Genomic DNA, 3,080 nt, shown 5'->3' on the forward strand with positions numbered 1-3,080 from the left:
GCACCGTCCCACGGCCCACGGCATCCACCACCCCGACCCGTCTCCCCCACCCCATGTCCTGAGGAAGGCCACCCATGAGTGACCCGTCCCGGCCCACCGCGTCCCCGTCGAGCAGTGAGCTCGACCAGCTTCCCGACCGTGACCGCGAGGAGACCGCCGAGTGGCAGGCCTCCCTCGACGCCGTCATACGCAACGCCGGACCCGATCGGGCGGTGTACCTGATCCGGCGCGTCCACGAGTACGCGGCCCGCGCCGGCCTGTCCGTGCCCGGGCTGCTCACCACGGACTACGTCAACACCGTCCCGGCGGCCGCACAGCCGGCGTTCGACGGCGACATCGACATGGAGACCAGGATCACCGCTCTGAACCGGTGGAACGCCGCGGCCATGGTCACCCGCGGCTCCCGGCTGGGCCTGGGCGGACACATCTCCACCTACGCCTCGGCGGCCTGGCTGTACGAGGTCGGCTTCAACCACTTCTTCCGCGGCAAGGAACAGGACGGCTCGGGCGACCAGTTGTTCCTCCAGGGACACGCCTCGCCGGGCATCTACGCCCGGGTGTTCCTCGAAGGCCGCCTGAGCGAGCAGCAGTTGGACGGTTTCCGGCGCGAGGCCGGCGGTCACGGCCTCCCGTCCTACCCACACCCCAGGCGCCTGCCGTGGCTGTGGGAGTTCCCCACCGTGTCCATGGGCCTCGGCCCTCTCGGCGCCGTCTACCAGGCACGCTTCAACCGCTATCTGCAGGCCCGCGGCATCAAGGACACCTCCGCCTCCCGCGTGTGGGCGTTCCTCGGCGACGGGGAGACGGACGAGCCGGAGGCCACAGCCGCCCTGACGCTGGCCTCCCGTGAGGGCCTGGACAACCTCACCTTCGTGATCAACTGCAACCTGCAACGCCTCGACGGACCCGTGCGGTCCAACTCCAAGATCGTGCAGGAGCTGGAGGCCCGGTTCCGCGGGGCGGGCTGGAACGTCGTCAAGACCCTGTGGGGCGAGGCCTGGGACCCGCTGCTGGCCCAGGACACGACCGGCGACCTGGTGCGCCGCCTGGGCGAGGAGCCCGACGCCCAGATGCAGACTCTCGCCGCGCGGGACGCCGCCTACATCCGCAAGAACTTCTTCGTCGGAGACGCCCTGTCCGCACTCTCCGCCGCCCTGAGCGACGCCCAGGTGGTGGAGCTCTTCGAGAACTCCCGCGGCGGGCACGAGCCGTTGAAGGTGTACGCCGCCTACCGGGCCGCCGTAGAACACCGGGGAGCGCCGACGGTGATCCTCGCCCAGACGGTCAAGGGGCACACCCTCGGGTCGGCGTTCGAGTCCCGCAACGCCAACCACCAGATGAAGAAGCTGACCATGGCGCAGTTCCGCGAGCTGCGCGACGTACTGGACCTGCCCATCCCCGACAGCGCCCTCGCCGGCGACGTCGTCCCCTTCTGGCACCCGGGGGAGAACTCACCCGAAGTGCGGTACCTGCGCGAGCGGCGCGCCGCACTGGGCGGTCCCGCCCCCGCGCGCCGCGTGATCGCCAAGCCGCTGCCGGAGCCCGCCGCGCAGCCGTTCGAGGCGCTGCTCAAGGGCTTCGGCCACCAGGAGGTCGCCACCACCATGGCGTTGGTCCGCCTGGTGAAGGACCTGATGCGGGACGGCCGCACCGGCGCCCGCTGGGTGCCGATCATCCCCGACGAGGCCCGCACCTTCGGCATGGAGTCGATGTTCCCCACGGCAGGCATCTACTCGCCGCAGGGCCAGACCTACGACCCCGTCGACGCCGACCAGCTGCTGCACTACAGGGAGAGCGAGACCGGGCAACTCCTCATCGAGGGCATCACCGAAGCCGGTTCCATGGCCGAGTTCACCGCCGCCGCGACCTCGTACGCCACCCACGGCGAGCCGATGATCCCGTTCTACATCTTCTACGCCATGTTCGGCTTCCAGCGCACCGGCGACCAGTTCTGGGCCCTCGCCGACCAGATGGGCCGCGGGTTCGTCGTCGGCGGCACCGCCGGACGCACCACCATGACCGGCGAAGGTCTCCAGCACGGCGACGGCCATTCGCACCTCCTGGCCGCCACCAACCCGGCGGCCGTCAGCTACGACCCGGCCTTCGCCTTCGAGATCGCGGTCATCGTCCGCGACGGTCTGCGCCGGATGTTCGGGGAGCGGCCCGAGAACGTCTTCTACTACCTCACGGTCTACAACGAGCCGAAGCCCCAGCCGCCCATGCCCGCGTGGCCGGGCATCGAGGAGGGCATCGTCCGCGGCCTGTACCCGTTCCGGCCCGGCGACCCCGCCGTGTCCGGCCCCCGGCTGCAGCTCCTGGCCTCCGGCACCGCCGTCCACTGGGCACTGCGTGCGCAGGAACTGCTTGCCGCCGACTGGAACGTGCGCGCCGATGTCTGGTCGGTGACGTCCTGGACGGGACTGCGCCGGGACGCGATGGACGCCGACACCGCCCGCACGCGCGGCGAGACACGTGTGCCCTTCGTGACCGGGGCGCTCGCCGGCGCGCCCGGTCCGGTCTTGGCCGTCAGCGACTGGATGCGCCAGGTACCCGACCAGATCGGCCAGTGGATCGAGCAGGACTACTACTCACTGGGCACGGACGGATTCGGCCTGTCCGACACCCGCGAGGACGTACGGCGCTACTTCGGCGTGGACGCCGAATCGATCACCGTGACGGCCCTGGACCGGCTGGCACGGGCCGGACTGGTGGACCCCGGCACCGTCGACCGCGCCCGCAACCACTACGGCCTGGACACCTGAAGGAGCCGTACGCCGCCATGACGATTTCCGTGACCCTGCCCGCACTCGGCGAGTCCGTCACCGAGGGCACCGTGACCCGCTGGCTGAAGCAGCCGGGCGAGCACGTCCAGCAGGACGAGCCGCTGCTGGAGGTGTCCACCGACAAGGTGGACACCGAGATCCCCGCGCCCGCCACAGGAGTCCTGCTGACCATCGTCGTCGGCGAGGACGAGACGGTCGAGGTGGGCGCCGAGCTCGCCGTCATCGGCCCGCCCGACGCCGAACCGCCGGCGGCGACCGCGGTCACCCCCGCCCCGGCCACGCCCGTGACCGCACCGC

Annotated in this window: 2 protein-coding genes; both read left to right on the forward strand. The window is 71.2% G+C overall.

Features of this window, described 5'->3' with window-relative positions:
* The first annotated feature begins 74 nt into the window (after positions 1-74).
* A complete protein-coding gene (gene aceE, locus AOJ26_RS35575; protein WP_053852493.1) occupies positions 75-2,762 on the forward strand; it encodes a pyruvate dehydrogenase (acetyl-transferring), homodimeric type in 2,688 nt (895 codons plus the stop codon).
* Between the two features lie 17 nt (positions 2,763-2,779).
* The coding region (locus AOJ26_RS35580) for a biotin/lipoyl-containing protein (RefSeq protein WP_324614007.1) at positions 2,780-3,080 on the forward strand (301 nt) is incomplete at its 3' end.

Source organism: Streptomyces sp. NRRL B-24085, assembly GCF_001282115.1.
Classification (GTDB): Bacteria; Actinomycetota; Actinomycetes; order Streptomycetales; family Streptomycetaceae; genus Streptomyces.

Excerpts from the sequence above, each read along its gene's own strand:
- aceE (WP_053852493.1), top strand. The coding sequence starts at position 75 with ATGAGTGACCCGTCCCGGCCCACCGCGTCCCCGTCGAGCAGTGAGCTC.